This window comes from Alkalimarinus coralli (assembly GCF_023650515.1).
GTDB lineage: Bacteria > Pseudomonadota > Gammaproteobacteria > Pseudomonadales > Oleiphilaceae > Alkalimarinus > Alkalimarinus coralli.
In genome coordinates this window covers 3,300,660-3,325,824 of sequence record NZ_CP096016.1, presented here as the reverse complement: position 1 = coordinate 3,325,824, position 25,165 = coordinate 3,300,660, and the positions used below count along the sequence as shown (strand labels likewise).

The 25,165-nt window shown below is 45.7% G+C and carries 25 protein-coding genes; 14 read left to right on the top strand and 11 right to left on the bottom strand.

Going from position 1 to position 25,165, the window contains the following annotated elements:
- Positions 1-9: 9 nt before the first annotated feature.
- Complete coding sequence (locus MY523_RS14915) at positions 10-1,524, bottom strand: aminotransferase-like domain-containing protein (protein WP_250655483.1); 1,515 nt, start codon at positions 1,522-1,524, stop codon at positions 10-12.
- 176 nt (positions 1,525-1,700) lie between these two features.
- Between MY523_RS14915 and MY523_RS14910 the strand changes: the two genes are divergently transcribed.
- Positions 1,701-1,931: a DUF1127 domain-containing protein gene (locus tag MY523_RS14910; protein WP_250655482.1), complete on the top strand. Its 231-nt coding sequence runs from the start codon at positions 1,701-1,703 to the stop codon at positions 1,929-1,931.
- Between the two features lie 187 nt (positions 1,932-2,118).
- On the opposite strand, the gene MY523_RS14905 is transcribed toward MY523_RS14910, so the two are convergent.
- From MY523_RS14905 to MY523_RS14895, 3 genes are all read right to left on the bottom strand, one after another.
- Positions 2,119-3,486 carry a hypothetical protein gene (locus tag MY523_RS14905; RefSeq protein ID WP_250655481.1) on the bottom strand — a complete coding sequence of 456 codons (1,368 nt, stop codon included), beginning with the start codon at positions 3,484-3,486 and terminating at the stop codon, positions 2,119-2,121.
- 396 nt (positions 3,487-3,882) lie between these two features.
- Positions 3,883-4,140: a hypothetical protein gene (locus MY523_RS14900; protein ID WP_250655480.1), complete on the bottom strand. Its 258-nt coding sequence runs from the start codon at positions 4,138-4,140 to the stop codon at positions 3,883-3,885.
- A 277-nt stretch (positions 4,141-4,417) separates the two neighbouring features.
- Positions 4,418-5,275, bottom strand: coding sequence for an OmpA family protein (locus tag MY523_RS14895; protein ID WP_250655479.1), 858 nt, complete (start codon positions 5,273-5,275; stop codon positions 4,418-4,420).
- Positions 5,276-5,567: 292 nt separating this feature from the next.
- On the opposite strand from MY523_RS14895, the gene MY523_RS14890 reads away from it, so the two are divergent.
- Entirely contained in the window at positions 5,568-7,019 is a 1,452-nt protein-coding gene (locus MY523_RS14890; protein ID WP_250655478.1) for a rhomboid family intramembrane serine protease, read from the top strand.
- Positions 7,020-7,068: 49 nt separating this feature from the next.
- On the opposite strand, the gene MY523_RS14885 is transcribed toward MY523_RS14890, so the two are convergent.
- Positions 7,069-7,341 carry a hypothetical protein gene (locus MY523_RS14885; protein WP_250655477.1) on the bottom strand — a complete coding sequence of 91 codons (273 nt, stop codon included), beginning with the start codon at positions 7,339-7,341 and terminating at the stop codon, positions 7,069-7,071.
- Positions 7,342-7,377: 36 nt separating this feature from the next.
- On the bottom strand, positions 7,378-8,361 hold the full coding sequence (locus MY523_RS14880) for an integron integrase (protein WP_250655476.1): 984 nt from the start codon (positions 8,359-8,361) through the stop codon (positions 7,378-7,380).
- Between the two features lie 466 nt (positions 8,362-8,827).
- Between MY523_RS14880 and MY523_RS14875 the strand changes: the two genes are divergently transcribed.
- The 7 genes from MY523_RS14875 to MY523_RS14845 all read left to right on the top strand — a co-directional run bounded on the left by MY523_RS14875 (position 8,828) and on the right by MY523_RS14845 (position 16,251).
- Positions 8,828-9,958: an IS91 family transposase gene (locus tag MY523_RS14875; RefSeq protein ID WP_250655473.1), complete on the top strand. Its 1,131-nt coding sequence runs from the start codon at positions 8,828-8,830 to the stop codon at positions 9,956-9,958.
- A gap of 378 nt (positions 9,959-10,336) precedes the next feature.
- Positions 10,337-11,467, top strand: a complete 1,131-nt coding sequence (locus MY523_RS14870) for an IS91 family transposase (RefSeq protein WP_250655473.1) — start codon at positions 10,337-10,339, stop codon at positions 11,465-11,467.
- Between the two features lie 378 nt (positions 11,468-11,845).
- Entirely contained in the window at positions 11,846-12,976 is a 1,131-nt protein-coding gene (locus MY523_RS14865; RefSeq protein WP_250655473.1) for an IS91 family transposase, read from the top strand.
- 292 nt (positions 12,977-13,268) lie between these two features.
- A complete protein-coding gene (locus tag MY523_RS14860) occupies positions 13,269-13,631 on the top strand; it encodes a hypothetical protein (RefSeq protein ID WP_250655475.1) in 363 nt (120 codons plus the stop codon).
- A gap of 124 nt (positions 13,632-13,755) precedes the next feature.
- Positions 13,756-14,187: a hypothetical protein gene (locus tag MY523_RS14855; RefSeq protein WP_250655474.1), complete on the top strand. Its 432-nt coding sequence runs from the start codon at positions 13,756-13,758 to the stop codon at positions 14,185-14,187.
- 199 nt (positions 14,188-14,386) lie between these two features.
- A complete protein-coding gene (locus MY523_RS14850) occupies positions 14,387-15,517 on the top strand; it encodes an IS91 family transposase (RefSeq protein WP_250655473.1) in 1,131 nt (376 codons plus the stop codon).
- Positions 15,518-15,783: 266 nt separating this feature from the next.
- Positions 15,784-16,251 (top strand): GNAT family N-acetyltransferase, encoded by a 468-nt coding sequence (locus MY523_RS14845; protein ID WP_250655472.1) that lies wholly within the window; start codon positions 15,784-15,786, stop codon positions 16,249-16,251.
- 94 nt (positions 16,252-16,345) lie between these two features.
- Here MY523_RS14845 and ltrA (MY523_RS14840) read toward each other — a convergent pair whose 3' ends face one another.
- On the bottom strand, positions 16,346-17,638 hold the full coding sequence (gene ltrA / locus MY523_RS14840) for a group II intron reverse transcriptase/maturase (RefSeq protein WP_370301520.1): 1,293 nt from the start codon (positions 17,636-17,638) through the stop codon (positions 16,346-16,348).
- Between the two features lie 937 nt (positions 17,639-18,575).
- Between ltrA (MY523_RS14840) and MY523_RS14835 the strand changes: the two genes are divergently transcribed.
- From MY523_RS14835 to MY523_RS14825, 3 genes are all read left to right on the top strand, one after another.
- Complete coding sequence (locus tag MY523_RS14835; RefSeq protein ID WP_250655470.1) at positions 18,576-18,740, top strand: hypothetical protein; 165 nt, start codon at positions 18,576-18,578, stop codon at positions 18,738-18,740.
- Positions 18,741-18,775: 35 nt separating this feature from the next.
- Positions 18,776-20,107 (top strand): group II intron reverse transcriptase/maturase, encoded by a 1,332-nt coding sequence (ltrA, locus tag MY523_RS14830; RefSeq protein ID WP_250654866.1) that lies wholly within the window; start codon positions 18,776-18,778, stop codon positions 20,105-20,107.
- A gap of 134 nt (positions 20,108-20,241) precedes the next feature.
- Positions 20,242-20,820: a HupE/UreJ family protein gene (locus tag MY523_RS14825; RefSeq protein WP_250655469.1), complete on the top strand. Its 579-nt coding sequence runs from the start codon at positions 20,242-20,244 to the stop codon at positions 20,818-20,820.
- Between the two features lie 778 nt (positions 20,821-21,598).
- On the opposite strand, the gene MY523_RS14820 is transcribed toward MY523_RS14825, so the two are convergent.
- From MY523_RS14820 to MY523_RS14805, 4 genes are all read right to left on the bottom strand, one after another.
- Positions 21,599-22,051 (bottom strand): hypothetical protein, encoded by a 453-nt coding sequence (locus tag MY523_RS14820; protein WP_250655468.1) that lies wholly within the window; start codon positions 22,049-22,051, stop codon positions 21,599-21,601.
- 78 nt (positions 22,052-22,129) lie between these two features.
- Entirely contained in the window at positions 22,130-22,525 is a 396-nt protein-coding gene (locus MY523_RS14815; protein WP_250655467.1) for a type II toxin-antitoxin system VapC family toxin, read from the bottom strand.
- Positions 22,522-22,752 (bottom strand): type II toxin-antitoxin system Phd/YefM family antitoxin, encoded by a 231-nt coding sequence (locus MY523_RS14810; protein WP_250655466.1) that lies wholly within the window; start codon positions 22,750-22,752, stop codon positions 22,522-22,524. The genes MY523_RS14815 and MY523_RS14810 overlap by 4 nt, the downstream gene beginning before the upstream one ends.
- A 226-nt stretch (positions 22,753-22,978) precedes the next feature.
- Entirely contained in the window at positions 22,979-23,380 is a 402-nt protein-coding gene (locus MY523_RS14805) for a hypothetical protein (RefSeq protein ID WP_250655465.1), read from the bottom strand.
- A gap of 21 nt (positions 23,381-23,401) precedes the next feature.
- On the opposite strand from MY523_RS14805, the gene MY523_RS14800 reads away from it, so the two are divergent.
- Both MY523_RS14800 and MY523_RS14795 read left to right on the top strand, forming a co-directional pair.
- On the top strand, positions 23,402-24,040 hold the full coding sequence (locus MY523_RS14800; protein ID WP_250655464.1) for a Vat family streptogramin A O-acetyltransferase: 639 nt from the start codon (positions 23,402-23,404) through the stop codon (positions 24,038-24,040).
- A 201-nt stretch (positions 24,041-24,241) separates the two neighbouring features.
- Positions 24,242-25,138: a patatin-like phospholipase family protein gene (locus MY523_RS14795; protein ID WP_250655463.1), complete on the top strand. Its 897-nt coding sequence runs from the start codon at positions 24,242-24,244 to the stop codon at positions 25,136-25,138.
- The last annotated feature ends 27 nt before the right edge of the window (positions 25,139-25,165 follow it).

Here is a 25,165-nt window from a genome sequence, read left to right as displayed (position 1 = left end):
CTTAAACCGTCAAGTCGAAAGCTGCTGCTTGGCCAGTTTTCCGAGGGTTTGAATGGCGTCTTCGCGCTCTTGTGTCCAGCTATTCGCGTAGCTGATGCGTATTGAGTGAGGGTACTTATGCGGGTCTGATGAAAATATCTCCCCGGGGGCAATGAGAATATGGTGCTCTCTTGCGTCTCGGTATAGCCTGGTTGCGGCGACGCCTTTTGGCAGCTGTATCCAGGCAACAAACCCTCCTTGTGGGGATGACATGCGTGTGCCATCAGGAAAGTGCAGCGAAACAAGGTCAATCAGCCGGTCACGGCGCTGGCGATAAGCCTCTCGAGCAAGCCTTAAATGCCGGTCATAACCACCTCCTGCCAAAAACTCCGCCACCGCCATCTGTGGTAGACGAAAGCTGCCTGTGCTGCTAAGAAACTTTTGATACTCAATCAGTTTGAGGTATTTACCAGGCATCACCCAGCCAATTCCGAGTTGTGGTTCCAGTGTCTTGGACACCGATGAGCATAGCAGCACCTGGCCTTTGGTATCGAATGACTTAACGGCCTTCGGGCGCTGTGATGCGTACCCCAGGTCGCCATAGATATCGTCCTCTATCAGCGGAACATCATACTTGTATATAAGCTCTAGCAGGGCTTGTTTGCTGTCGTCGGGCATCAACGTGCCAACCGGATTACTAAAGCAGGGGATACCCAGTACTATTTTGATAGGCCACTGCTCAAATGCGAGCTTTAATGCTTCAATGCTCATACCGTTTTCTGCATTGGATGGAATCTCAATGGCCTTCAGGCCCAGAGCTTCAATGAGTTGCAGCAGGCCGTAATAGCTAGGTGTTTCTACCGCGACGATATCGCCGGGTTTGGTGAGTGCCCGCAAGCAGAGCCCAACAGCGGCCTGACAGCCTTCAGCGATGACAATATCGTCCGGCGAGACCAGTATGCCGGCATCGATTGCGCGCCTGGCTAATTGCCGTCTTAACGGGTCGCTGCCTTTGCTCGAATCGTAGCCGATGCCTATAAAGGGTTCAGTGCGAACTTTTTGCGAGAATATCTTTTTTAATTGATTGATAACCGGGAAGTCACTGGCCGGAACAGCGGCCCCAAAGCTTGTAAGGTTAGGCAAGCTTGAGTCTCTCATGACCTCCATCACCAATTGTGGCGTAGATACTTTCTCCGGGGTATTGGCTGTTTGCACAATTGAGGGTGCCTTGGGCGGCTTGCCGAGGTTGCGGCGCACGTAGTAACCCGACTTAGGGCGAACCTCAATAATGCCTCGGTCTTCCAATAGCCCGTAGGCCGCCAAAATAGTCGACACACTCACTTGCTGTTGTTTTGCCAACGCACGGACAGAGGGTAACTTATCTTCTGCCTTATAGATGCCATCACGAATTTGTTGCTGCACCTGACTGGCGATCTGGCTGTAACGGTGTTGTTCCATCGAAAAATTCCGGCGTCTTATATTGAGGTTACGGTGGTCAGCAATTGAGGTTATGGTGATCAGCAATAGTGCATCTAATCGTGCCATAGCGCTCGCTTACCCGTAGACCAGTACAGATAACATGAAAAAGCACCATAACAGATGAGGTCTGGCTTATCTGTTATGGTCTAATTAGTTTAGTTTTGAATCTGTTTCGGTGCAAATGTTATCTATATCATTTAATGACCGTGGATAGACCTTTAAGCAGAGATAAGGAGTGCAAAATGACATCTATCGTTAGGTTTGGTCGTTATCAGGTCATATTGGTAAAACGTGAAAGAGAGCGTTCCAGCTGGGTGAAAAGCCTTAATAACATAGTGACAAAGCTCAGAGAGTACCGTGAAAACTCGCGCCAACGACGGCAGCTGGCACAGCTACCGGACTATTTATTGAAAGATATCGGCATCACTCGGGCCGATGCCTTGAAAGAGGCGGAAAAACCCTTTTGGCAGTAAAGCGATGGCAGGACTAGAGCGTGTTGAGCGTATTGAGAGTGCTGTGAAGATTGATCGTTTGGAGAATAGTGATGGCGCAAAGGGTACTGATTGTGTGGAGGGTACTGATTGTGTGGAGCGGGCTGATTGTATAGAGAGCAGCAGCCGACGCGCCGCAAGTTATAGTGCGGCGCGCCTGGGCTTGTTTCTAGCGTCGTCTGAGTGTTCTGCTGCTGTCTTGGCTGCGAGAGTCGATTCTGGCGACTATCTCTGCCATTTCATTAGCGGATGATGATGTCATGGCGGCTTTTTTAGCTTCCAGCATCGCTTTCTCTTTTTCAATCATGCGCTGAAGGCGCTTATCTTGAACGTTGGAAATAGATTCGCGTTTTTTAGGCTCTACTGGGGCTTTGGGCGCATACTGCTGAGCACGCTTGGCGCGGATAATTTCATTCAATGCCTTGGCAGATTTAATAGCCATTGCCCGGTCAAATAACGGCTCGGCTGGCTTTTCAACGGGCTCGTTCTTCTCAATAAACCCTGTTTTGATCAGCGCTTGCGTGAGCTGTTCGGTATCGGCGACAACCGTTTTCTTGGCCGTAGTCGAGCGACTTAACGTTGTTTTTTCTGGCTTTTCCGCTTTTTTAGCTTTGGTTAATGTCGTCGTTTTCGCGGCTGGTTTTGCCTTCGCCTTAGTGGGCTTTTGTGTTTTTCTGCGCAGCTCAATTGAGGCGATAACCTTACTCATTTGAACGGCTTCACGGCGCTCTGCGGCTTGTTTTGCCTGAGCACGCTCTTCCCGCTCTTTATCGATGCGTTCTCGTATTTGTTGCTCTTTGGCTCTTGAAGACATCCGGCCAGTCGGTAGTTTGTCTTTGACGGGCTTGTCTTTAATGGTCTTAGGCCCAGTCGCAGGCTTGGTTGCCGAGGCCGCTTTTTTCGCAGACAGCTTTTGAGCTTGTGCTGCAACCTTTTCGCGTTCGACCTTCCTTGCGAGCTGTTCAATTAACGACTCTGTTCGGTCGACTCTTTTTGTGCTGGTTGCATCCTGGCTTTTTGATTCTTTTACATCGCTTGCGCGGGGGCTGCTCGTTTTTGGTGTTGTACTAGAGGGCGCTTCCGAGTCGGCAGGTGATGGGTTCTGCGAAGAGAATGTATCGTCGCTTGCAGCTTCATCTTCCGCGCTCATCGATGGGGTCGGGATCAGGTCATCGCCGTTATCACTGGCTAACGACCTTTCAATATCTTCAAGTAGCTTGGACGCTTCTCTATCGGTTAATTTCTTACGTTTGGCAGAAGGTAGCGCATCCACTTTACCGGTGTTAACGACGATCGCTCCCAAGTCATGCTGAGCCTCACGCATGAGCTGCCTGATCTCTTTCGGGTCTTCACCAAACCCCCACTCTTCAACGCTAAACACGTCTGCATCGTGGCGTCTTATTTCGTCAAATATTTCACCCTCAGAACCTTCTTGGGCTTGGGTGATTAACTGCTCCCATCTATCTTCAGGGGCGTTACGGCTGGATGCTACAAAAACTCGGTCGGACTCATTATTGGTAATAGTAAAAACGATCACACAACAACCTGCAAAAATTGAATGGTCAATACTTCAAACCCTGAGTATTAAAAAAATGGCGCTGATTTCAGGGTTTATGAAAAGTGGTCGGCAATTATAGTGTGCAATAAAAAAAATGTAAGAATTGACAAAGCAAAAAGACACAGAGAATGTAAGAGAATTACTGTAGATTGTTGAAACCATTAACGTGAAAAAAATGTTACAGATTGTCTCTATTTTTTAAGCTATAGGTTCGGTCAAATCGCACAGGGTAACTCAGGTATGAGCAGCAAAAACAGTCAGCCCTATATCTGAAATGCTAATCAACGTGAGAGGCGCAGGTAATGATGTAACTGGCTGTTCTTAGTCAGCGTTTGCTAGTCATAGTCAGCGTTTTCCCAGTCAGCTTATACAGGGTTAGCTGCGCCGGATATATTCGCTATCGACTTTTTCATCTGACTTGAGTCTAGCTTGCATCTCCGAGCCGCAATTAAGAAAAAAGAGCAAAAACTCCCGCTGAATGTCGGTGTCTTGAAGTCTGGATGCAAAATGCACCAGCTCACGCAGAGAGTCGGGATCTTCTATATTAAACTCTTCGTGGTATCGTTCGTAAATCAGATCTTCCAAGCGTTCTAGATGAAATACCCCTGTATGTGTAAGTTGTATATCCTGCATGACAAGATTAGATTCCGTTTGGCATGTATTAAGCACAGTAATTTTCCGGTATGTTTTATTATTTTTTTTATTCCTCCTTATCTATTTAGCCTAATTTGATCGAATGTGCCATATCTATTTGGATAAAAGCCGGAATTTTTGACTAAAGTATAGTGTTTGAATAAATGTTGCGTTAAATCAGCTGGTTAGGGGTTGTTAAATGACGATATAGTCATTAATTTCCATAAAAAGCCACCTCATTGCGAGGTGGCAAACAGGGCTTTTGGGGAGTCGGGCGTTATCGGTTTGCTGCGTAGTGTATTTCTGAATATTCAAGCTCAATGCGACGGTTTTCAGCAAAATTGAGCGTACTAACCAAGGGGTAGCCACCACCCCAGCCGATGGTCTTGATTCTGTCTTTGTCTACCCCTTGTTTTATCAGCTCAGAGTGCATCATTGCTGCACGTCGCTTCGATAAGGCAAGGTTGTAATCCGGGTTGCCTTGTGCGTCGGTATGGCCATGAATAGTCACTTCTAACTCAGGGTTTGCCTTGAGATATTTTGCATGCTTCTCAATCAGCTCTTTGTCCTCTTCACTGAGCGCAGTTTGGTTAAAGCCAAAGTGGAATACCCGCTTCCCTGGCCGGTGCATTGACTCGGCCGGTATTTTGGGTGTTGTGGGGACAACAGGTTTGAGGTTTTCGCTAGCGAGCTTCGATAAAATATCAGGGTTTTCGATGACAAGAACCGTCATTGGTTTATCTCCTTCGGGGGGGGCATCAAGCTGTGTATCGTCGCTTGGTGACTCATGTGTCGGGGTTGGGTTAGCTTGGCTCAGTACTGTCTCAGTTTCTGCTGTACTTGTAGCCTCTACAGGCTCTGCCGTTTCTATCGATGCCGTTTTGCCTTCGGTGTCTGTAAGGTCAGGGCCAACATTGTTATGGCTGTAAGCGTTATCGTCGTGTGCGGTATGGTCGAGGGGGCTGCTCGTTTCTACTGCCGTAACATCCGGTGCATTTGAAGGGGTGGCCTCGCCATCTACAGAATTTTGCTGGCTTGCACAGGCTGCAAGCACAGACAGTGGTAGCGCCATCAATAGCGGTTTTAACACAAACTTTGTGGGTATTGCTGTCTGATGCCGGGTATTTTTGTTCATAACGTCTGCTCCAGTAATTAGGGGAATTGAATCGGGTTTCAATCTAGAGCCTTGTTAGCTCCTTGAATGTTATTAAACAAAATAGATGTGGCTGGCAGGTGGAGATAAAGTGGCAAAAAAACAGCGGAATATGATCAAATGTGGCAGAGGGTAAAATTTTAAACTGAATAATTTAGTGTTATAACAAGAGACTGTAAGCCTTATGCTTGAAAGGGCCACAAACAACTAAGTCCGTTTAAGCCGCGATAAGAATTTAAAAATGAATGGAATAACCGCAAAGGTCCTTTTTTAGATGTTAATTATTCCCGTAGAAAGGCAGCTCGATTGGCGTAAGCCTCCCTTAATGACGCTCGCTATTATTCTGATTAATGTGTTGGTTTTTTTTCTGTACCAGTCACAAGACGCTGATCTGTTAGAGGATGCCGTTGATCAATATCTGAATGCGGAACTGGCACAGCTCGAAGCTCCGGTATATTTAGAATATTTGGAGCGAGGGATAAGGCTTAAGCAAGATGATCGGGTTGAATTAGCAAGCGATGTGGCCAGCGCGATAGAACAGCGGGACGCAGAATGGTTGGCGTATGTTATTCTGCTAGATCCTGGCTTTTATAAAATGCTTGTTGATGAAGGCTCGTTGTTTTGGCACAGCGATACGTACAATGACTGGAAAGAAATAAGGTCAGATATTGTTGATCGTTATATCAATAATATTAGTTCCCGACGGTTAGGTCTGATTCCCGCAGACATACAGCTTTCTGACCTTGTAGGGTATCAGTTCCTGCATGGCGGCATAGGCCACTTGTTGGGCAATATGATTTTCTTGTTTTTACTCGGTTTTACGGTTGAACGCGCCCTGGGGAAAAGCAAATATTTGATTGCTTACCTGTTGTGTGGTGTTTTGTCCGGTCTTTTTTTCGCCATGTTTGATGGTGAAAGCCTTGTACCACTGGTGGGCGCCTCAGGCTCTATTTCGGGCCTAATGGGGATGTATGTCGCCATATTTGGTCTACAAAAAATTCGCTTCTTTTATTTTCTTGGAGTCTATTTCAACTATTTTACTGCCCCTGCGCTTGCCATACTGCCGGTCTGGATAGGCAAAGAAGTGTATGACTACTGGTTGGGCGAAGCGTCCCGCGTCGCTTATATGGCCCATGCAGGCGGGCTGATTGCGGGAGCCGGGATGGTCTGGTTACTGGGAAAAAGCTGGCTGCAAATTAAAGAAGAGTTCTATGAGCCAGACGAAACCGAGCAGGATGACGCGTTCAGAAAAAGTTACGCGCAAGCATTGTCTTTAGTTGCACAAATGGAGTTTTCACAAGCAAAGTCTCGCTTTGCTGCCCTATATAAGCAGTATCCAGATAACATCGGCATGTTGGAGCACCTTTATAGCTTGGAAAAACTTGATCACAAAGGTGATGGGTATCACTTGCATGCCAAGCAGCTAATAGAAGCCTCATTGAAAAAGAACCTTTTTCAACTCATGCTCGACACGTATAAAGACTACTTAAAAAGGGTCGGGGCTGAGAGCCAATTGGACGTGGTTTTTCATAACAAGGTGCTCTACGCCTGCTTGCGGCATGACGATGTCAAAGAAGCTGAGCGGGCATTTGAGAATCTGAAAAAGCACCCGGATATATCGGACGAGGTGCTAAAAGAAGCGTGCCAGGTACTGGTGCAAGAGTTCAAAAAACGCCAGCAAACCATGAAAGTTAATCAATACCAAACGGTTATGAATCAGCTTTAATTTGTTTAACCGCCACAGCTAATAGCAGTAAGGCTTTTATGGTTCGTCGCTAGTGGCACTGGGCGTATGGCTGACGCTCCTGGTGATAGTGATCCCAGGTTAGCATCCAAAACCCCCACTCTTCGGGGAGCAGGTCTGGCAGCCTGGTGAGCAAGTGCGCTTGAGTTAATTTATCGTCAAGCGGAGCCCTGTTAATCGCATCTAGCAGGCTTTGCCACCATGACAGCGCGACACCGACTGTCGAGAGAGTTTTATACTCCCGGGCATCCTTAACGGCGAGTTCAAACTCGGTTAAGTAGTCCAAAACAGTCATATCATCCATGCTTTTTTTCCTCTGTTTATTCTTCTTGTTTAATGATCACTCATCCATCGGGCTCAAAACCCCTTGTCCGCCTTTGCCTGTTACATGGGTATAAATCTCGGTTGTTTTTACATCCGAGTGACCCATTAGCTCCTGTATTGTGCGTATATCGTAGTTATTCTGTAAGAGACGAGTAGCGAAGCTATGCCGAAAGGTATGGCAGCTGGCGTGCTTGAGAACCTGTGCGTCATTGATGGCTTTTTTAACCAGTTTCCTGACTGTTGAATCGTGGAGGTGGTGCCTTCGAACGGTGTTGCTTCGCGGGTCAATTGAGGCCTTTTCTGCCGGAAATAAAAATTGCCACTCGAGACTGGAGGCTGCTGAAGGGTATTTACGTGCAAGGGCGTTTGGCATGTAGACTCCACCAACACCTCTCTCTGTATCATATCGATGAAGTGCTTTAACTTCATTTATTTGTGCTTCAAGCTTTTTCGTGAGCGACTTGGGTAGCAACGTCCGTCTATCTTTGTCGCCTTTGCCGGAGCGAACAATGATTACGCCCATGCCAAAATCAATATCTTTTACGCGAAGGCGAAGCGCTTCCATAACCCTAAGACCGCCCCCATACATTAGCTCTACAGCGAGCTGAGAGGGTGGCGCAACCCTGCTAATAACGTCCTTTGCTTCATTATGTGTGAAAACGACAGGAATTTTGGGCGTCTTCTTGGCGCGTACAATATTAAGCTCGCAAAGCTCAATATTCATGAACTCCCTATATGCAAACACAATTGCATTCAAAGCAATATCCTGTGTAGCTTTGGCGGTGCTTTTTTGAACAGCAAGGTAAGATAAAAAGCTCTCAATATCTGAGGCGCTTAACTCTTTCGGATGCCTATAATTGTGGAAGCGAATATAACGTTTGATCCAGTGTATGTAGGTTTGCTCAGTGCTGTAAGCCATGCCTCTTGCACGTATAAAAGCCCTCACCGAGGGTATAAACCTTGTGGAGCCAGGTTCAATCGGTATTGGTATGTCGTCCATGACAGCTCACCTTAATTTTATCTGTATATATAAACAGTATTTTGTGTTCTGAAGACTAAAAAAGTCAACCCCATCTTCAAATTAATATGGTTTTTGGGAAGCTTCTCATAAATAGTTTGATGGCATATAAGTGCGATTTTGTTTTTCAGCGTGGAGGAATTCTTTATAACTAACTGTTTTTATTGTATTTGTTTTTTATGAGTGAGACGTGAAGTTTTTAGGACGCTTCCTGTTTTAATCATTGGCCTCAGAGCGGAAAAGTGCTCTAATTGACTGATAATGAACAAATTAATGTGGGGCTTTTCAAAAAGGCATTTCTGTGTTTCTGGGAAAGGGGTTTTTGGGAAGGTTCCTATGAATTAGCTGTTAAATTCGCCAGGCAAAGCCTGGGGAAGACCTATCAATGATCTCGCACGCATAGAATAAGTACTGTAAATAAAAACAGTATAATGTTATAACTTCGTTTATGGAAACGAAGACTCTACAAGGACTGTTGGAGCAGCACTTACCTAAAGTGCGGGAACATATAAAGCTCCCGGTGTATCAACATAAAGCGTTGGATCGCCTTTCCGTTTGTCGCACACAAGCGCTGGGAGGGCATACCCAGTATTGTCCCAATGGTCATGTTAATGGCATTTGGTATAACTCCTGTAAACATCGAGCTTGCCCGCAATGCCAAGGACTTGCAAGTGAAGAGTGGCTTCGTAATACCCAATCCATCCTATTGAACTGCCCGCATCACCACGTCATCTTCACCATCCCTGAAGCCCTGAATAAACTCTGGCAATATAACCGCGAGTTTATGACAGGGGTCTTGTTTAAGGCAGTGCAGGAAACACTCCGTGAATTCGCTAATGACCCAAAATACTTGGGGGCAACGCCGGGTATACTGTCAGTTCTTCATACCTGGGGGAGAAACTTATCACTACACCCGCACATACATGTGTTGATCAGTCATGGTGGTTTAGATGCCAAAGGTCAGTGGGTTGAGCCAAAGAAGGGTAGTCTCTTTCCTCAAAAACCAGTGATGATGGTATTTAGAGGTAAGTTATTGGCAACACTTAAGAAAGCGCTAGAGCAAGAAAAGCTGGTTTTACCTAAGGGCGAAATGACTCATAAAGTAAAAGCGATGCTAAATCAGCAGGGGCGAAAAGATTGGGTGGTACATTTTTGTAAACGCTACGACCATGCTAGAGGTGTCGCCAAGTATCTTGCACGATATGTTAAAGGAGGGCCCTTTCGAAACCAGCAGATTAAATCGACTAATGAAAGCCACCTGACATTCAGCTATCAATCACACCAGACAGGACGAAAGGAAAAGCTGACGATCAGCTACGAAGCGTTTGTTCAGCGTTTTATGCAGCACATACCTTTACCCCGAAAGCAAAGTACAAGATACAGTGGCCTTTATACATCAGTACAAAGAGAAAAACTAAACGTAGCACGCAAACAATTACGGCAAAAGCCGGTGCCGAAGAGATTAGAGCTGGACTGGAGTAGCTACCTCGAAGAAAAAGGATTTAGACCCGCATGCAGTACCTGCGGTTTACCGATCTACCATGGAGAGGCAATAGAAAAATTAAAACAGATTCATTGATAATAAGAGACATAGCCGTTGATAGCTATGGGGTTAGTCGTGCCCGATAAAAAGAGATTGACGAAACAGGCGTCTAGCATGCACACTCAAAAACAGGTTAAAAGGCAGCAGAAGAGATGTTGTGGTAATGAAAAAATAGATCAAACCACCATAGATCAGGAAGGGGAAGCGTCGAATTCCGGAGCTGTGAATTTAACAAGGTGATGCAACGACCTCACTCGGGATAGAACGGTGCTGGTCGTTTTTTTAGGGGCCGAGTAAGGTCGATGATCAAAGCGTTAAATTCGCCAGGCAAAGCCTGGGGAAGACCTATCAATGATCTCGCACGCATAGAATAAGTACTGTAAATAAAAACAGTATAATGTTATAACTTCGTTTATGGAAACGAAGACTCTACAAGGACTGTTGGAGCAGCACTTACCTAAAGTGCGGGAACATATAAAGCTCCCGGTGTATCAACATAAAGCGTTGGATCGCCTTTCCGTTTGTCGCACACAAGCGCTGGGAGGGCATACCCAGTATTGTCCCAATGGTCATGTTAATGGCATTTGGTATAACTCCTGTAAACATCGAGCTTGCCCGCAATGCCAAGGACTTGCAAGTGAAGAGTGGCTTCGTAATACCCAATCCATCCTATTGAACTGCCCGCATCACCACGTCATCTTCACCATCCCTGAAGCCCTGAATAAACTCTGGCAATATAACCGCGAGTTTATGACAGGGGTCTTGTTTAAGGCAGTGCAGGAAACACTCCGTGAATTCGCTAATGACCCAAAATACTTGGGGGCAACGCCGGGTATACTGTCAGTTCTTCATACCTGGGGGAGAAACTTATCACTACACCCGCACATACATGTGTTGATCAGTCATGGTGGTTTAGATGCCAAAGGTCAGTGGGTTGAGCCAAAGAAGGGTAGTCTCTTTCCTCAAAAACCAGTGATGATGGTATTTAGAGGTAAGTTATTGGCAACACTTAAGAAAGCGCTAGAGCAAGAAAAGCTGGTTTTACCTAAGGGCGAAATGACTCATAAAGTAAAAGCGATGCTAAATCAGCAGGGGCGAAAAGATTGGGTGGTACATTTTTGTAAACGCTACGACCATGCTAGAGGTGTCGCCAAGTATCTTGCACGATATGTTAAAGGAGGGCCCTTTCGAAACCAGCAGATTAAATCGACTAATGAAAGCCACCTGACATTCAGCTATCAATCACACCAGACAGGACGAAAGGAAAAGCTGACGATCAGCTACGAAGCGTTTGTTCAGCGTTTTATGCAGCACATACCTTTACCCCGAAAGCAAAGTACAAGATACAGTGGCCTTTATACATCAGTACAAAGAGAAAAACTAAACGTAGCACGCAAACAATTACGGCAAAAGCCGGTGCCGAAGAGATTAGAGCTGGACTGGAGTAGCTACCTCGAAGAAAAAGGATTTAGACCCGCATGCAGTACCTGCGGTTTACCGATCTACCATGGAGAGGCAATAGAAAAATTAAAACAGATTCATTGATAATAAGAGACATAGCCGTTGATAGCTATGGGGTTAGTCGTGCCCGATAAAAAGAGATTGACGAAACAGGCGTCTAGCATGCACACTCAAAAACAGGTTAAAAGGCAGCAGAAGAGATGTTGTGGTAATGAAAAAATAGATCAAACCACCATAGATCAGGAAGGGGAAGCGTCGAATTCCGGAGCTGTGAATTTAACAAGGTGATGCAACGACCTCACTCGGGATAGAACGGTGCTGGTCGTTTTTTTAGGGGCCGAGTAAGGTCGATGATCAAAGCGTTAAATTCGCCAGGCAAAGCCTGGGGAAGACCTATCAATGATCTCGCACGCATAGAATAAGTACTGTAAATAAAAACAGTATAATGTTATAACTTCGTTTATGGAAACGAAGACTCTACAAGGACTGTTGGAGCAGCACTTACCTAAAGTGCGGGAACATATAAAGCTCCCGGTGTATCAACATAAAGCGTTGGATCGCCTTTCCGTTTGTCGCACACAAGCGCTGGGAGGGCATACCCAGTATTGTCCCAATGGTCATGTTAATGGCATTTGGTATAACTCCTGTAAACATCGAGCTTGCCCGCAATGCCAAGGACTTGCAAGTGAAGAGTGGCTTCGTAATACCCAATCCATCCTATTGAACTGCCCGCATCACCACGTCATCTTCACCATCCCTGAAGCCCTGAATAAACTCTGGCAATATAACCGCGAGTTTATGACAGGGGTCTTGTTTAAGGCAGTGCAGGAAACACTCCGTGAATTCGCTAATGACCCAAAATACTTGGGGGCAACGCCGGGTATACTGTCAGTTCTTCATACCTGGGGGAGAAACTTATCACTACACCCGCACATACATGTGTTGATCAGTCATGGTGGTTTAGATGCCAAAGGTCAGTGGGTTGAGCCAAAGAAGGGTAGTCTCTTTCCTCAAAAACCAGTGATGATGGTATTTAGAGGTAAGTTATTGGCAACACTTAAGAAAGCGCTAGAGCAAGAAAAGCTGGTTTTACCTAAGGGCGAAATGACTCATAAAGTAAAAGCGATGCTAAATCAGCAGGGGCGAAAAGATTGGGTGGTACATTTTTGTAAACGCTACGACCATGCTAGAGGTGTCGCCAAGTATCTTGCACGATATGTTAAAGGAGGGCCCTTTCGAAACCAGCAGATTAAATCGACTAATGAAAGCCACCTGACATTCAGCTATCAATCACACCAGACAGGACGAAAGGAAAAGCTGACGATCAGCTACGAAGCGTTTGTTCAGCGTTTTATGCAGCACATACCTTTACCCCGAAAGCAAAGTACAAGATACAGTGGCCTTTATACATCAGTACAAAGAGAAAAACTAAACGTAGCACGCAAACAATTACGGCAAAAGCCGGTGCCGAAGAGATTAGAGCTGGACTGGAGTAGCTACCTCGAAGAAAAAGGATTTAGACCCGCATGCAGTACCTGCGGTTTACCGATCTACCATGGAGAGGCAATAGAAAAATTAAAACAGATTCATTGATAATAAGAGACATAGCCGTTGATAGCTATGGGGTTAGTCGTGCCCGATAAAAAGAGATTGACGAAACAGGCGTCTAGCATGCACACTCAAAAACAGGTTAAAAGGCAGCAGAAGAGATGTTGTGGTAATGAAAAAATAGATCAAACCACCATAGATCAGGAAGGGGAAGCGTCGAATTCCGGAGCTGTGAATTTAACAAGGTGATGCAACGACCTCACTCGGGATAGAACGGTGCTGGTCGTTTTTTTAGGGGCCGAGTAAGGTCGATGATCAAAGCGTTATGCTCAAAAATATGAATAGAATAGTCCCAATTACACTTATATCCGCCTTACTTTCTGGTTGCCCAGTTACGTTTAATGCGATGCTCAAAAATGGCTCAAGTAATGAAATTGTTTTCATACCACCATTTGAAACTACCTTTAATTGGCGCATCGCGTCAGGCGGCACAGAAAAAGTAAATTGGTATCAAGGCTGCATTACTATTGAAAATGAAAACGGAATACAATATTTTTCTGGTTGGCCGATACCAAACAATGTTGTTACCAATGGTTGGTTTAGTTCTTCTCTTGATACAATTTACAAAGACAATGAGCTTTTCTTCAAAACACATGATGGTAAACTCATTAAAATTAACGAGCTAAACTCATGCAACTAAGCATAACAAGTGCATCTAGCAAGGACTTGGTTAAACTGTCACCTTTTTTGCAAAGACACGCAAAAAAGCCGCCAATTCAACCAAGCCGCTAATGCAGGCGTTATGAGTATCAAGGATAAAAAGAATGCTCCGAGAAAAACTAATTGAAGTCGCACTAGAATGGCAGGATAAATTTGGTGTTGCCCCCCAGATTACAACGCCAATATCTGAATACGATGCTGCAATGTTAGTTGGTATGCCCGAAGAAGAGTATTCACATTTTATGCAAGATAAAACTGCTGTTATGAAAGGCAGTGACTTTGTCTATAAAGGCATAAAATACCAAGTAAAGGGCAATCGGCCTAGCGGTAAGCCCGGCAGTAAAATTACAATGGTGCCAAAAGCAACCAACTATGATTGGGATCAACTAATCTGGGTAATGTATGACAAACATTACGTCATTCAAGAAGCATGGCAATGGGGTGTAAATGATTATAAGCAAGCCTTTCATCACATCAAACGCCTATCCCCAAATCATTACCGTCAAGGGCATTGCCTATATGCTAAAAACTCATAACAAGTGCATGCTACGGACAAAAAACAGCTGTCACCTTTTTCGCAATTCCGCTGCGCGGGCGCAAAAGCCGCCAGCTGTTTCTTGCCGCAGATGCAGGCGTTAAATTCGCCAGGCAAAGCCTGGGGAAGACCTATCAATGATCTCGCACGCATAGAATAAGTACTGTAAATAAAAACAGTATAATGTTATAACTTCGTTTATGGAAACGAAGACTCTACAAGGACTGTTGGAGCAGCACTTACCTAAAGTGCGGGAACATATAAAGCTCCCGGTGTATCAACATAAAGCGTTGGATCGCCTTTCCGTTTGTCGCACACAAGCGCTGGGAGGGCATACCCAGTATTGTCCCAATGGTCATGTTAATGGCATTTGGTATAACTCCTGTAAACATCGAGCTTGCCCGCAATGCCAAGGACTTGCAAGTGAAGAGTGGCTTCGTAATACCCAATCCATCCTATTGAACTGCCCGCATCACCACGTCATCTTCACCATCCCTGAAGCCCTGAATAAACTCTGGCAATATAACCGCGAGTTTATGACAGGGGTCTTGTTTAAGGCAGTGCAGGAAACACTCCGTGAATTCGCTAATGACCCAAAATACTTGGGGGCAACGCCGGGTATACTGTCAGTTCTTCATACCTGGGGGAGAAACTTATCACTACACCCGCACATACATGTGTTGATCAGTCATGGTGGTTTAGATGCCAAAGGTCAGTGGGTTGAGCCAAAGAAGGGTAGTCTCTTTCCTCAAAAACCAGTGATGATGGTATTTAGAGGTAAGTTATTGGCAACACTTAAGAAAGCGCTAGAGCAAGAAAAGCTGGTTTTACCTAAGGGCGAAATGACTCATAAAGTAAAAGCGATGCTAAATCAGCAGGGGCGAAAAGATTGGGTGGTACATTTTTGTAAACGCTACGACCATGCTAGAGGTGTCGCCAAGTATCTTGCACGATATGTTAAAGGAGGGCCCTTTCGAAACCAGCAGATTAAATCGACTAATGAAAGCCACCTGACATTCAGCTATCAATCACACCAGACAGGACGAAAGGAAAAGCTGACGATCAGCTACGAAGCGTTTGTTCAGCGTTTTATGCAGCACATACCTTTACCCCGAAAGCAAAGTACAAGATACAGTGGCCTTTATACATCAGTACAAAGAGAAAAACTAAACGTAGCACGCAAACAATTACGGCAAAAGCCGGTGCCGAAGAGATTAGAGCTGGACTGGAGTAGCTACCTCGAAGAAAAAGGATTTAGACCCGCATGCAGTACCTGCGGTTTACCGATCTACCATGGAGAGGCAATAGAAAAATTAAAACAGATTCATTGATAATAAGAGACATAGCCGTTGATAGCTATGGGGTTAGTCGTGCCCGATAAAAAGAGATTGACGAAACAGGCGTCTAGCATGCACACTCAAAAACAGGTTAAAAGGCAGCAGAAGAGATGTTGTGGTAATGAAAAAATAGATCAAACCACCATAGATCAGGAAGGGGAAGCGTCGAATTCCGGAGCTGTGAATTTAACAAGGTGATGCAACGACCTCACTCGGGATAGAACGGTGCTGGTCGTTTTTTTAGGGGCCGAGTAAGGTCGATGATCAAAGCGTTATGTGAAGGCAAGGAGCATACATTGAAATATAGATGGAAATATTCAGCGGATAATATCGATTGGGAAGAACTGTCTGAATTATACAAATTAGCACCTTTAGGTGATAAAGAACCAAATAAACTTGAAACTGCATTTTCTAACAGTTTGTTTAAGTGTTTTGTGTTCGAGGGTAGTAAATTAGTAGCGGTTGGGCGAGCATTAGCAGACGGTACAGATTGTTCTTATATATGTGATGTTGCGGTTTTACCCGAATACCAAAGTGAGGGGCTTGGCAAAGCAATTGTTTCAAAGTTAGTTGAGCTATCTGACGGACATAAAAAAATAATATTATACTCATACCCAGGTAAAGAAAATTTTTATAAAAAACTCGGTTTTAAGCGTATGAGCACTGCAATGGCTATATTTGAAAATCAAGACCAAGCAGTAGAGTGGGGCTTGGTTAGTGAAGTATAAAAAACCAATCAAAAACAGTCACATAATCGGGTAGCCGAGGGTCTCTAACCCTCAGCCCCCACAACACCCTGCATGCGGGTCCGCACAGGGCGTTTCACTCAGGATAGTGAAGCTTAATCCAACCATCACGTAACGAGTAAAGCCCCTGAGATTTCAGGTAATCCAGAGATAAAGCCTGATTGATCCCTGGGGTCTTAGCGCTACGCCATGGGCCTTTGCTGGTAATGCCACACGCGACTGCGGCCTGGACATGAACACCTAGCCTCATCAAGTTTCTTACCTTGGTTCGTGGCTTTCGCCACTGTCGCCAATAAGCCATTCTCACTCTGCGTCGAATCCAATGATCCAGATCGACACAAAGTTGATAGCAATTGGCGATACCAAAGTAATTAATCCAGCCTCGTAAGTACTGGCTGATTTTGAAGAGTTGGTATTTCATCGACACGCCCCAGTTACGGTTCGTTAGTTGCCGTACTTGCTGCTTAAATTTCAGCAGCGTTTTCGGGTGCCATTGAATGCGTCCTCCTTTGAAGGTAAACCCTAAGAATTTGCTTTCACTGGTTTTAACGACATGGCTTTTGGTCGTATTAACGACTAATTTCAAACGGCGTTGCAGGTATCCACTGATACTCCGAAGAACCCGTTCGCCAGCACGCTCACTCTTCACTAAAATCGTAAAGTCGTCAGCATAACGAGCGAACTGGTGGCCTCGTTTCTCTAGTTCTTTGTCTAGCGGGTCGAGCATGATGTTAGCGAGTAACGGCGATAATGGCCCGCCTTGCGGAACACCTTCTTGACTCTCACTATAGAGCTGGTTATCGCCATTCAATTTTAAGGTCAGCCCAGCTCGGAGGTAACACTTAATCAATTTGAGAAGACGCTTGTCCCTTACTTTGTAGCCAAGGTGCGTCATCAATAAATCGTGGTTAACTCGATCAAAGAACTTAGACAGGTCAACATCAACAGCAAAGCGGCGTCCCGTTTTGATGATGCCTTGAACCTGCTTAACCGCTTGTTGCCCATTACGATTTGGACGAAACCCGAAACTATTGTTCGAAAAGTCTGGGTCGAAAATGGGTGTTAGGACTTGGGCAATGGCTTGCTGAATAACACGGTCTGTGACCGTGGGAATCCCTAATTGCCGTTTACCGCCATCTGGTTTATCGATTTCAACACGCCTGACCGGAGAGGGTGAGTATTGACCTGTTTCGAGATCAGTTGTCACCTTAATCCAGTTGCCTGCTTTAACCCAAGCGGGGAACTCATCGATGGTCATACCATCAATGCCAGCGGCCCCTTTATTAGCTCGAACGCGTTTCCATGCTGCCTGAAAGTTCTCAGGGCGTAGTACTTGTTCAAGTAGATTTTCGCTAAAGGCTGGCTTCATACCAGTACGCTGAGTCACGTCTTCACCGGTCGGTGTTCGTGTATTCAAGTCTGACAAGGCTCCTCCTTTATTCAACTAAGTGTTCAGGCCTTCACCATGTCCCATCCATTACGATGGGCGTTGGGCTACTATGCCGTCTGCTGACTTCTGCTTAATCACCCACAAGGTTACCCCTGCTGGCGCTATCGGTTTTCATCTAGTTCGCTCTCTTTGGTTGATGAGTCCAAAGAGCCAAGGCACTTCTATACCAGAGCCTTACTGGTTATTGACCGATCGCTTGTTAAGCAGATCTCCCCAGATAAGAACATGAACTTTCCCTGCGCAACTGCATCATTTACGGTGGCCGTTAGATCACATGGCTTCGTCGTCTTGTGCCAACTCGCCTTCAGCCTACGCCTCATATGATGTTCTTGTTCATCAGCTCGCAGTTTTGCTAGCGGCTTCCTTCAGACCAAACCTCGCGGTTAAGCCCTTGCCATTCGCTAATAGTTAGCATCTAATAACGATATTAATCGCTAAAGGATGGTGATCTTCCTATAGAGGACTTCCACCTCATTAGTTCATGCCCATGCTGGGCGTACACAAGTGGCTGCTACGGACCCAAAACAGTTGGCACCTTTCTTGTGTCGCTTCGCTCACAACAAAGTCGCCAACTGTTTTGGGCCGCAGAGCAATGCGTGTGTGCCAGGCATGGCACTTAACTAGTTGGGTGAAAGTCCCGATACCAGGTATTCGCAGAGCCGAAGGTTAGCCAAAGGGCAAGGGCCAACTCGTGAGGGGCGGTCTGAAGGAAGCTCAAGGCAAATTCGCGGGGCGATGAACAAGAACCCAATAAGAGGTGTGACGTATTCGGGGCCAGTGGGCACGTGACCATTAAGCCCTCCATCTGCAATCGGGATACGTTTTATAAATTGGGCGTCTACGCGAGGAAAGTTAAGTGTCTTACCCTGGGAGGTCTCCTGATGTTGCGCTGGGACGCTGCGTGCAGCTGAAAACCGCTGAGGGTCGAGCAATTGACTCCGACCGCACAGGAGAAGTCAGCAGAGGGCATAGTACCGGTGATTACTCGGCTGGATTTTTTTTTCCAGAAGTGAATGTCTAAGGGAAGGCCCGAACGGTGCCCTTTATCGGGTTTAAATGAAGAGAGTAGTTATTGAAACAATGGATCTAGGTATGGCATCCGAACAGGATGAAACCCAGGTTGGGTTATTCAAAGAAGACGCTCCGGTTATCAATGATCAACTGATGGAACGGGTGCTGGAACGTGAAAACCTCCAACGTGCTTTCCGTCAAGTCAAACGCAACAAAGGAAGCGCGGGGATAGACGGGATGACCGTTGACGACCTGACCGCCTTTGTCAATCAACACTGGCCCAAGATTCATCAACAACTTCTGGAAGGTAACTACCGGCCACAACCGGTCAGACAGGTAGAAATACCCAAGCCCAAAGGCGGTGTTCGGAAATTGGGTATACCAACGGTACTAGATCGCTTAATCCAACAGGCATTGCTCCAGGTCTTACAAGCAGAGTGGGACGGAAGCTTCTCCCATTTTAGCTATGGTTTTAGACCGGGCAAGTCGGCCCATCAGGCTATCCGTCAATCGCAACACTTCATCAATGAAGGGTATAAGTGGACGGTGGACATGGATCTGGAGAAGTTCTTCGACAGAGTGAACCATGACAAGCTGATGAGCCTGATTAAACGCCGAACCCAAGATAAGCGTGTTCTTAAGCTGATCAATAGCTTCCTAAAGGCAGGAGCACTAAGCGGAGACGTTTGGGTTCCAGCTTCAGAGGGTACGCCCCAAGGAGGCCCCCTTTCACCACTGTTAGCGAATGTGCTCCTGGATGAATTTGATAAAGAGCTCGAAGCGAGAGGGCACAGGTTCGTGCGCTACGCGGACGATTGTAACATCTATGTGAAGAGTGCTCGTTCAGGCGAGCGCGTGTTGGCCTCGGTCACACGCTACTTATCAAACCGGCTAAAGCTCAAAGTAAACAGTGAAAAGAGTGCAGTTGATCGACCTTGGAATCGCTCATTCCTGGGATTAACGTTTAGCCGACGAAGAAAGCGAAAGGTGAGCGACGAGTCAATACAACGTTTTAAGTATCGAGTCCGTCAAATAACCAAGCGAACCCGTGGGCGTTCCATAGAAGCAATCTACAAAGAACTTTCGGCGTACATGCGGGGCTGGAAGGCTTACTTTGGTATAGCGGAAGTAAAGTCTCCTTTATTAGACCTAGCTAAATGGGTACGGAGGAAGTTAAGATGCTATCTTTGGAAGCAATGGGGACGATCAGGCTACCGGCAGTTAAGAAAACGGGGTATAGATAGATGGCTAGCCTGGAACACGGCGAAGTCAGCGCATGGCCCGTGGCGTTTGAGTGGGAGTCCGGCGTTAAGATACGCACTGCCAACGAAGTACTTTGTGGCAGTGGGTATACCGGAACTTGTTGATCGCAAATAACTCAATCAACCGAACCGCCATGGTACGTGATCCGTATGCCTGGTGGTGTGGGGGGAGAGGCATCGTGAGGTGTCTCCCTATCCCGATTAGGCTAAATCAATATGAGCGCATTTATTCACAATAGGAGAAAGTAGATGAAACAAACCATATCAAAATTATTAGTTTTGTTGCTCTTTTTGCCAGGTATTGCGTTAGCGCATACCGGCGTTGGACAAACAACGGGGTTTATGCATGGATTTGGACATCCAATCGGCGGAGCAGACCACGTTTTGGCAATGGTAGCGGTGGGGATTTGGGCTGCCCAAATGAATGGACGGGCGTTATGGGTCGTTCCTTGTACTTTCGTCGGCGTTATGGTCTTCGGTGGCGCCCTTGGGTTCACAGGTGTCCCAGTTCCATTTGTTGAAGAAGGGATATTGGTTTCTATTTTAATTTTAGGGGTATTGATTGCGGGTGCCTTTAAACTTCCACTTATATTCGGCAGCTTAATTGTTGGTATATTTGCTATTTTTCATGGTCATGCTCATGGGTCTGAGATGCCTGCTTCAATAAGTGCTGTATCGTATGCGGTTGGCTTTGCACTGGCTACAGCAATGCTGCATTTAGGTGGTATAGGTTTGGGGATGCTTATGCAAAAAACAAATCTGCAAGTTGTCAGTCGCATTGCTGGCGGTGCGATTGCGCTCAGTGGCATTTATTTAGCATTTGCATAAATAGCCTAACAAACGGCTGCACCGGACAAATTTTTGCCGTCACCTTTTTTGCAAAAACACGCAAAAAAAGCCGCCATCAAAAATTTGCACGGTGAGCCGGGCGTTGGTATGACTCCCCACGTCAAGAGGCCCGCACAAAATCCTGCCGGAACCTCGGCCAGAGCCTTTCTTTTTAATCAACATGCTTCCCGTTAGGGAAGCGTCAACGCATCAGATGAAGCAAGTAATTTCGACGGTGATCATGCTGGTATTCGTGGGTTGCCAACGCGAAGCGTTAACCTATCCAACCTTACTTATTACGTCGTGGTGCCTGTCTTCAGTCTATGCTCGCGGATTCACGGCTAAATTAACCGCTACCGCCTAACGCCTTCGGTGATTGCACCACAGCCGCTGCTTGATCGTTTGCGTTGACGCTAAACTTGTTCATTTATCTTTCCCTAGGCTGGCACTCTAGCCAACCTTGTTCTTGGGTCTACCTTCGGTAAGGCGATCTCTTTAGAGATTGACCAGATATAAGCAATCAGCTCTCGTGCGATTGCCGTTACTGCTCTACTAACAAGACACTCACTCTATAAGAAATCAATAATTCATCATTCATTCGATATTTCGCTCTCAATAACGTGAAAAAGAGTAAGTCAACAGGCCATTACTCGGTTCCTGTTGGAGTCTGATAGACATTTTGTAAGGTTGACGAAAAATCCGTCAGTTCGAGATCGTCATGAATCCTCAGGCGAAAGCCTGATCATCTTGGTAGGTAAGGGGCGTTAGAAACAGGTTATCAGGCTGACAATAACTCCCTACAACGTTGCAACCCTCTAGGTCGTTGGTAACCCAGTGTCTGATAAGCCTCTTTCACCTTGTCTTCATCACCAACAAAGTGTTGAAAGTGTTTTTCGAAGTCTTGGGTGAGCGCCTTCCATTGGCATGGCGTTAGTGCGAGTCGTTGCAATATCGGTGGCAGGTTGTGATCGATAACGCCGCGTTTGTCATCACGAGATATTTTGCCTGCCCAATCGACCAGCGCCAGGTAATCGTTGAGTTCATAGGGGAGCCCGTCTGGCATATCCTGCCGTGGATTGCCGGCAAACGGCAGCATGTGCCGGGGTTGATGAGGTCGTTCAGTTGGTTGAGCACATTTGATTCGCGCTTTGACGGAGGTGTGATCAGAGGTTCCGTGATCAGAGGTTCCCGGCGTATCGGCTATGCCCGCACGGATCGGGTTGAGATCCACACATAGAACATACAAACTGTTAATATGGGGGTCTTGTTTAATCGTGTACTTATGTCACCGCAAATCGCAGCATTATTCTTACCAAATAGTATCTAACATCTCACTTGAAATTAGGTTTTGATCTGCCGTGACTAACCTTGCATTGTGGATAATTGATGTGGCTGCAATTATTCTGTCGGCTGGGTCATTGTTAATTTCTGAATTAAAATTAACGGATAGCTCTGCTATTTCAGGAGAAATTAGTTTTACTGCAACATTTCGTGATTGAAGAAATAAGTTAATGAAATTAGCCGCAGTTGTTTCAACCTCTATTCGTTTCTTCTTAATGAGCATAGATATTTCCCAAATTGAAATATCTGAGATTATTAATGCATTGTTTTCATCTGCTTTATTTATAGCTTCCATTGCGGTGGCCGTAACACTTTTTGGGTTAAGTGAATCCAAAATAATGGCACAGGTATCCATTAATATCATTTCAAGGCATCCCAGTCACTATCTATTGGTGAAGTAATATCATGTAATTTCGCATTTGTAGCTAAGGCCTTTAACTGTTTTTTTGCTTGCTGTTTTTGGTTTTCTGGCGGTGTTATAGTAGCTAGTAACTTACCATTAGAGGTGACAGATATTTGTTCGCCAGAGTTAGCTACCTCTAGATATTTCAAAAGGTTAGCTCTAAACTCACTAATGTTAATCGTTTGCATGGTTATGTCTGCCTTGGTTGTACAATATTCTTGTACGATAATAGCTGGATAAATCATGCATAACAAGAGGCTGCTACGGACATCGCACTTCCCCCGATAATGTGGACACTTTCTGATAACTAGTCAGCAGCACTAACATGACACTCATCCTATAGAAAAATCAATAATTCATCATCCATTCGATATTTCGCTCTTAATAACGTGAAAAGAGTAAATCAACAGGCCACTATTCGCTTCCTGTTGGAGCCTGATAGACATTTTGTTGCAATATCGGTGGCAGGTTGAGATCTATAACGCCGCGTTTGTCATCACGAGATATCTTGCCTGTCCAATCGACCAGCGCCAGGTAATCGTTGAGTTCATAGGGGAGCCCGTCTGGCATATCCTGCCGTGGATTGCCGGCAAACGGCAGCATGTGCCGGGGTTGATGAGGTCGTTCAGTTGGTTGAGCACATTTGATTCGCGCTTTGACGGAGGTGTGATCAGAGGTTTCCAGCGTATCGGCTATGCCCGAACGGATCGGGTTGAGATCCACACATAGACCATACAAACTGTTAATATGGGTGTCTTGTTTAATCGGACTAACGATTAGCCATGCTCGTGTGACATGTAATCTCAAAGTAATCATTAGCTGCATTCTGGAGTTGCAATGAATGGCCCAAGCCCAGAAGACAAAGAACCCATGAAAGGGTTTCCTCAGGTTGGATTTTTGAAGAATTTTATATCCAGCGAAAATATTATTGTTGGTGACTACACCTATTACGATGACCCTGAAGGGCCTGAGCGGTTTGAAGCTAATGTGCTTTACCACTTTCCGTTTATTGGAGATAAACTGGTTATTGGGAAGTTCTGTGCTATCGCAAAAGACGTTAAATTCATCATGAACGGAGCTAACCATAAAGTGTCTGGCTTTTCCACGTACCCGTTTCAAATATTCGGCAATGGTTGGGAAAGGGTCATGCCAAAAGAAGGGGATCTTCCATACAAAGGAGATACCGAGGTTGGAAACGATGTATGGATTGGCTATAACGCGACGATTATGCCGGGTGTTAAAATTGGTAGTGGGGCTATTATCGCTAGCCAGTCAGTGGTGGTAAATGATGTTCCTGCATACAGTGTTGTAGGCGGGAACCCCGCTAAAATTGTTAAGCACAGATTTGATGAGGGGGTAGTTGCCGAGCTTTTGAGCATAGCGTGGTGGGATTGGGATGTAGAAAAAATCACCCAAAACCTTGAAGCCATCGTTGGTTGTGATCTGCCGGCACTTCGAAACGCCGACAAGGTATAACTGGCTAGCGTGGGCTATTCCGCTAATGTTTGTCGTTATTAGTTTTGTGTTATATCCAGCCATGTATATCGTGAAGCGCACCAAGACTAAAAAAACACTGATAGCCAGCGAGTGATCACCTGCAATAGAAATCCAAGCTAGCAGAGCATTAATGCTCACTAACTATCACTATGGAAGAGTACAGCGAGTTGAGATGTTGTTATGAAGTGGAATCCGTTTAACACGTCTGTTGGGGTTGCGTTGGGCGGAGGTGCGGCAAGAGGAATTGCCCACATAGGTATATTAAAGGCATTTGAAGAAGAGCGAGTTTCTATCTCGTATCTTTCGGGCACCAGTATCGGTGCTTTGGTGGCCGCATATTATGCATTTGGCAAAAGCTCAGAAGAGATATTTCATGTCGGAAGGTTGTTAAATTTCAAACAGATCGCCAGCTTTAGTCTGATGCAGATGGGCGGCTTTTTTACTACCGATGCCATACGTGAAATGATCTTACGGGACTTGGGAGATGTTCAGATTCAAGACTCGCTCATTCCTTTGGCCATTTGTGCAACGGACATAGAGAGCGGAGAGCAGGTTGTTTTTGAAAAAGGCAGCGTGGCAGATGCGGTTTGTGCATCTGTGGCTGTGCCGGGAATATTCTCACCGGTAGAGATTGACGGTCGAATGCTGGTGGATGGAGGGCTTATTGAAAATGTACCTATTTCACTTGTTGAACGATTAGGCGCGGGCATCGTAGTGGGGGTTGACCTTAATGGTATTAAGCGCTACCCCGCGCCATCAGGTATGCTTGATGTGGTTGGCAATGCGATTGATATCTGCATGGACCTGAAAACCCGCGATCAGTTAAAAAAAGCGGATATTGTCGTATCACTTGATCTGACTAAGTATAGCCGAACGGATAATACAGATCGCGTTGAACAGCTGGTGCTGGAAGGGTACCGGCCCATGAAAGACAAAATCAATAAACTGCTATGGTTTAAGCGGGCAAATGCGATACGTTATGTTATTAAGTTACTAAAAGAGATTGTGCCGCTTAAAGTGCCGGAATTCATTAAGGGGAAGGTTAGGAAAAAGCGGTCTAATATTAAGGTTAAGTAGGGCCGGAAAGAACATCTCTACTCAAAT